Origin of the sequence: Desulfovibrio sp. 1214_IL3152 (assembly GCF_036763055.1) — a bacterium.
GTDB lineage: Bacteria > Desulfobacterota > Desulfovibrionia > Desulfovibrionales > Desulfovibrionaceae > Desulfovibrio.
Map to the genome: position 1 here is coordinate 1 of NZ_JBAIYW010000380.1, position 5496 is coordinate 5496.

Here is a 5496-nt window from a genome sequence, read left to right on the forward strand (position 1 = left end):
ACTCCCCCTCCGGCGAGCACTGCGGTGCAGTCCGCCACGCAGCCGGACCGGCCGCTCACCTACGGGCCGGACAGCAAGGCTCAGTTCCGCTATGGAAAAAAGCACAACAAATATTTTTCCAACCTGGGCCGGGAGCTTGCCAACGCCATCATCATACCGGTTGAAACGCCGCTCGGGACCTATTATCCTACTGTACGGCTGACGGTGGACCCCTCTACCGGAGCCATCCAGGATTTCGCTTTTCTTGAAAAAAGCGGTGACAAGTATCTTGATTCGTTCGTGCGCCGGGGTATCAAGAAGGCAGGCAGCATTCCGCCGCCACCCGCAGATATCGGCACAACGCTGGACATAACTCTTACACTGGTGCGCCGCTAGCGTGCCGACCCAACAAGGACTGCTGACGCCATGAAAAAACTGCTTCTTCTCCTGGCCCTGGGGCTTTGGCTGGCTCTGGGAAGCGGAGCACAGGCCGCCATGCGCGTGGATATCTACGGTCCGGGCCAGAACATCGTCAATCTGGCCCTGGCCGCTCCTCTCAAAGGCCCGCAGGTGCAAGCCACGGGCATGGGCGCTGACCTGCAAAAAATTGTTCAGGAAAACCTGGGCTTCCTTCCTTTCATGCGCCTGACGGACCCCAAGGCTGTGCTCGGCGGCGTGGTGCTGGCCGGTTATGAACCGCCCAGCCTGGACTTCAAGCGCTTTCAGCTTGCCGGTTCCGACATTGTGGTAACCACATTCTGGCCCGAAGGCGACAGCGGCACGCGCCCCGTGCAGATCCGCGCCTTTGAAACCAATACCGGCGGCCGGCTGTTCGGCAAGGAATACCCCAAGGTCAACGCCCGCGACCTGCCCGAAGTGGCTGACCGCTTCTGCGCCGACCTGCTTGAAGCCCTGACGGGCAACGGGGCCTTTTTCCGCTCCACGCTCGCCTTTATCAAAAAGAACGGCAAAATGGACTCCAACGTCTGGCTGGTCAAGCCCACCGGGCGTGACCTGCGCCAGATCACCAACATGCCCGGCGAAGCCATGTCGCCCGCATGGTCACCGGACGGACGCTTTGTGGTCTTCACCCAGATAGACCCCAAATCCCATGCCCTCGGCGTGTGGGACCGCTCCACCGGCAAGGTGCAGCGCATCCGCTTTCCCGGCAACGTGGTCATAGGCCCCGCCTTTATGCCTGACAACAAGGTGGCTGTGGCCCTTTCCAACGGCAAGTATCCCGTCATCTTCCAGCTCAACCACGTATTCCAGAAAGAACGGGTGCTTGAGCAGAACGATTCCATCAATGTGTCGCCCACCTTTGACAGCACCGGCACCAAGATGGCCTTTACCTCGTCCCGCCTGGGCGGCCCGCAGATATTCCTCAAGGATCTGAGCAGCGGGTCCATTACCCGCGTGAGCAAAAACGGCACGTACAACTCCGAGGCCAACCTGTCGCCCGACGGCACGCTTGTGGTTTACAGCCGTATGACGGAATACGGCCACCGCATTTTTGTGCAGGACATGCTGACCGGCACGGAACGCCAGATCAGCTTTGGCCCCGGCAGCGACGAACAGCCCTCTTTCTGCGCGGACAGCTACTTTATCGCCTTCACCTCCTCACGCGGAGGCGGACGCGGCATTTACCTGACCACGCGGCATGGCGGCGACGCCAAAAGAGTGCCCACAGGCGGCGGAGACTCTTCTTTTCCCCGCTGGGGCATGCCCGGACAACAAAAATAATAAATTCAGCATATTGAATTTTGAAAAAACATTTTTTACCCGGTTTGCCGTTTTTTTCGAGCCAGCCGGGTAAAAAATATTTTACGAAAGTGCGCCTAACCCCCCGCACACTCCTTGACAAAAATTACGGTGCGGATACCATCTGTTATGCAAGGGCAATGCGCCCTTATGTGTGCAGAAAGGAAAGGTATTAATTTCTTGGAGAATGAGCTGTTCAGGAGGACACAATGAAACGCTACGCTCTTATTCTCGCTTTGGTCATGGCTCTGGCTGCCGGTTTTGGTTGCGCAAAGAAAACCACCGGCGAACCTGGCTATGATGATGGCATGACCCCTGAAATGCGCGCTGCCGTCCAGCAGATCACTGATGGCCGCGTGTACTTCGCCTTTGACAAATTCAACATTGAAAACCAGTACAAAGAAATGCTGAAGCAGAAGGGCGACCTTCTGAAGCAGTACCCCGCCATCCGCGTTCGCATCGAAGGCAACTGCGACGATCGCGGCACCCAGGAATACAACCTCGCCCTTGGCGAGCGCCGCGCCCGCGCTGCGTATGAGTACCTGGTCATGATGGGCGTGAACCCCAACCAGCTTGAAATGATCAGCTACGGCAAGGAAAATCCCGCCGTGCAGGGTAACAACGAAGCCGCTTGGGCCAAGAACCGCCGCGACGACTTCCGCGTTATCGGCCACTAGACCTCGGTCTGTGCGACGAATGCAAGGCCACCCGCAAGGGTGGCCTTTTTTTATCCCCTTTTTGCAGGCATCCTTGCTAGAGCAGATTAGCTTTGAAAATGTACATTCTCAAAGTTTAAGACACGCTCGCTTCGGCGTTTAACAGCGCAAATAAATAGCTCTGCTGTCTTCATCCGTAACTTCCTTTGTCGTAACGGCTGAAGCTGCGCTTACGCCTTCGCGGCGGGCGTCTGCTCGCGCAGTCGCCAGAGCAATTTCAAAGTGAAATTGCTCTAAACCGCCTTGGCCGCCCGGCAGGCTGCCCCGCCGGAGCACACCTGTGCCTGAGCCGTTGCCGCAGCGCTTGCGGCTGGTGCGGTTTCGCCCTGCACTTTCGCTCTTGCAAACAGCAGGAAGCGCAGGCACATGTTGAGAATGGGTGTTTTTAAAGATACAATGCCGCCGTGCCTGAAGTTTACATCGGCCAGGCGCACCTTGCCGCGGCGAAGGCGCTTTCCCCCGCAACCGTAGGTTTTTTCTGCCTCCATACGTTGTTGCCGCACCTGACACAGGGTCTTGCGAAGGCCAGAAGCACAGGCTACACTGCGCATAAGCGAGGATATTCCCATGAAGATTGTCATTCTGGACGGCGGGGTGCTCAACCCCGGCGATGTGGATTGGGGACCTGTCACTGCTTTGGGCGATGTGACCATATATGACGAAACCAGCAAGGATCAGCTGGCCGAGCGCGTCAAAGGCGCGGATGTGCTGCTGACCAATAAAACGCCCCTTCGCAAGGAAGACCTGCCCGCTCTTGAAAGCGTCCGCATGGTGGGGGTGCTGGCAACCGGCTATAATATCATTGACACCGAAGCATTGGCCCGGCGGGGCATACCTGTATGCAATGTGGTGGCCTATGGCGTAAGCGATGTGGCCCAGCATGCCATGGCCATGCTGCTTGAGCTGTGCCGCCACACCAGCCTGCACACCCGCAGTGTTAAAAATGGCGACTGGCAAAAATCAAAACAGTGGTGCTACTGGAAAATCCCTCCGGTCTGCCTTGAGGGCATGACCATGGGCCTTATCGGCTTTGGCTCCATTGGGCGCCGCATGGGTGAACTGGCGCACGCCTTCGGCATGAATGTTCTTGCCCAGTGCCGTACCCCAAAAAATCCGCCCACTTACAGCCCCTTCGCCTTTGCCGCGCTGGAACACCTTATCTGCGCTTCGGACGTCATCTCGTTGCACTGCCCCCTGACCAAGGACACGCAGCACATCATCAACGCCAAAACCCTGTCCAACATGCGCAGGGGCGCCATTCTGCTCAATACCTCCCGTGGCCCGCTGGTTGATGAGGCTGCTGTGGCGGCTGCCCTTGAAAGCGGCCAATTGGGCGGCCTCGGCACAGACGTGCTTTCCGAAGAACCGCCAAGTGCCGATAATCCCCTGCTTTCCGCTCCCAACACGCTTATCACCCCGCACATTGCCTGGGCCACTACCAGGGCAAGGCAGAATATCATTGATCTTACGGCCGAAAATATCCGCCGCTGGCAGGCTGGCACGCCTGTCAACGTTGTCAACGGGGTGAGCAGCGTCTAGCCATGCGTATCGACATCCATACCCACGCCTTTCACCCCAAAATAGCGCACAAGGCAGTGGAGCACCTCAACGAGCATTACAGCGTTGCCTGTGCGGGCAACGGCACTATCACCAACCTGCTGGAAAATGAGCGCAGGGCCGGCATCGACATGTGCGTGGTCTTGTGCGCGGCCACAGCCCCCGCGCAGGTCATTCCGGCCAACAACTACGCCATCAGCCTGCAGCGGGCGCATCCGGACAATGTGATCGCCTTCGGCACGGTTCACCCCGGCTACGCCCAGTGGGAGGCAGAGCTTGACCGTCTCGAAGCCGCGGGTATACGAGGCATCAAGCTGCACCCGGACTTTCAGGGCTTCTGGCTCAACGATCCGCGTCTTTTACCCATTTTTGAGGCTGCGCAAGGACGCTTTGTTTTTGAAATGCACATCGGGGACAAAACCTCCCCTGAAAAAAATCCCTCCTGCCCGTACAAGCTGGCAGCCATTGTGGACGCCTTTCCGCGCCTTCAGGTTATCGCCGCCCACTTTGGCGGCTACCGCATGTGGGCTCATGCACTCAAGGCTCTTACGGGCAAGGAACGCCCCAACCTGTGGTTTGACAGCTCAAGCACCACGCCTTTTGCCACGCCCATGCTTGTAAAAACCCTGCTGACCGCCTATCCCGCCGACCGAATACTTTTTGGCACGGATTGGCCGCTGTATGATCCACTGGATGAAAAACGCAGGCTTCAGGAAAAAGGCGGCCTGAGCGACAGCATGCTGGAGCGGCTCATGAGCAACGCCACGGCCATACCCGGCCTGCTGACCGCCAAGACCGGACGGATGGCGCAAGCCGTGGGGCATTGACAGCCGCCCCCTTTCCAAGTAAAGCATTTGCCAAGCCGGACGGCGGCAGCACTGCCAACTCCGTCAGGTCCGAAAGGAAGCAGCGGCAGCAGAAGTTGCCGGGTGTCCGGCCCACAAAAACCGCAACGGAATCCCCGTTGCGGTTTTTGTGTTTTTGCGGCCGTGCGCTCCGCCAAGGCCGCCGGCTTGTCGCCCCCCATGCCATATGTACAGGGCGGTCCCACCTGTTTCATGCGACATACAGCGCGGCGATCTTTCGCCAGGGGCAGTGGGAAAAAGGAAAGCCCGCCTTAGACAGTGTCGCCACGAGCGCCTTTCCCGATATCTCTACGTGGAACTTCGCCTTTTATTCCGGTCGAGTACCATAAGAGTACACTCCCTGCATAAAAGGCTCGTTCTCCTTGATATACCAAGGAAATTCATCTCGTGACGACACAGTCTAGAGCAAATTAACTTTGAGAATGTACATTCTCAAAGCTTAAGACACGCTCGCTTCGATGCTTAACCACGCAAATAAATTGCGCTTGCAGGTAGTGTCCAGAATTTTTCGCACATTTTGTAGCTGCCATGTGGTGTCAGGTCTGGCGCTGTCTTGAAGCTGGCGCGTGCTTTGCGAGCGGGACGCTAAGTGGCGATCCCGCGCTGCAATGCCCGTG

Annotated in this window: 6 protein-coding genes and 1 other RNA gene; 6 read left to right on the forward strand and 1 reads right to left on the reverse strand. The window is 57.8% G+C overall.

The genetic code is table 11. The features are described 5' to 3' along the window. From V6C07_RS08235 to pal, 3 genes are all read left to right on the forward strand, one after another. Nucleotides 1-375, forward strand: a 375-nt coding sequence (locus V6C07_RS08235) for a TonB C-terminal domain-containing protein (RefSeq protein ID WP_333535906.1), incomplete at its 5' end; no start/stop codon positions are given. 30 nt (nucleotides 376-405) lie between these two features. Beyond that, nucleotides 406-1722 carry a translocation protein TolB gene (locus tag V6C07_RS08240; protein ID WP_333535909.1) on the forward strand — a complete coding sequence of 439 codons (1317 nt, stop codon included), beginning with the start codon at nucleotides 406-408 and terminating at the stop codon, nucleotides 1720-1722. 227 nt (nucleotides 1723-1949) lie between these two features. Next, nucleotides 1950-2417 carry a peptidoglycan-associated lipoprotein Pal gene (pal, locus tag V6C07_RS08245; RefSeq protein ID WP_333535910.1) on the forward strand — a complete coding sequence of 156 codons (468 nt, stop codon included), beginning with the start codon at nucleotides 1950-1952 and terminating at the stop codon, nucleotides 2415-2417. Nucleotides 2418-2689: 272 nt separating this feature from the next. Here the strand turns inward: pal and V6C07_RS08250 are convergent, their stop codons facing one another. Beyond that, nucleotides 2690-3025 carry a hypothetical protein gene (locus V6C07_RS08250; protein ID WP_333535911.1) on the reverse strand — a complete coding sequence of 112 codons (336 nt, stop codon included), beginning with the start codon at nucleotides 3023-3025 and terminating at the stop codon, nucleotides 2690-2692. On the opposite strand from V6C07_RS08250, the gene V6C07_RS08255 reads away from it, so the two are divergent. From V6C07_RS08255 to ffs, 3 genes are all read left to right on the forward strand, one after another. Further along, nucleotides 3024-3995, forward strand: coding sequence for a D-2-hydroxyacid dehydrogenase (locus tag V6C07_RS08255; RefSeq protein WP_333535912.1), 972 nt, complete (start codon nucleotides 3024-3026; stop codon nucleotides 3993-3995). The genes V6C07_RS08250 and V6C07_RS08255 overlap by 2 nt on opposite strands. Before the next feature lie 2 nt (nucleotides 3996-3997). Then, nucleotides 3998-4840, forward strand: a complete 843-nt coding sequence (locus V6C07_RS08260) for an amidohydrolase family protein (protein WP_333535914.1) — start codon at nucleotides 3998-4000, stop codon at nucleotides 4838-4840. A 31-nt stretch (nucleotides 4841-4871) separates the two neighbouring features. Further along, nucleotides 4872-4957, forward strand: an RNA gene (gene ffs / locus V6C07_RS08265) — signal recognition particle sRNA small type. Nucleotides 4958-5496: the final 539 nt, after the last annotated feature.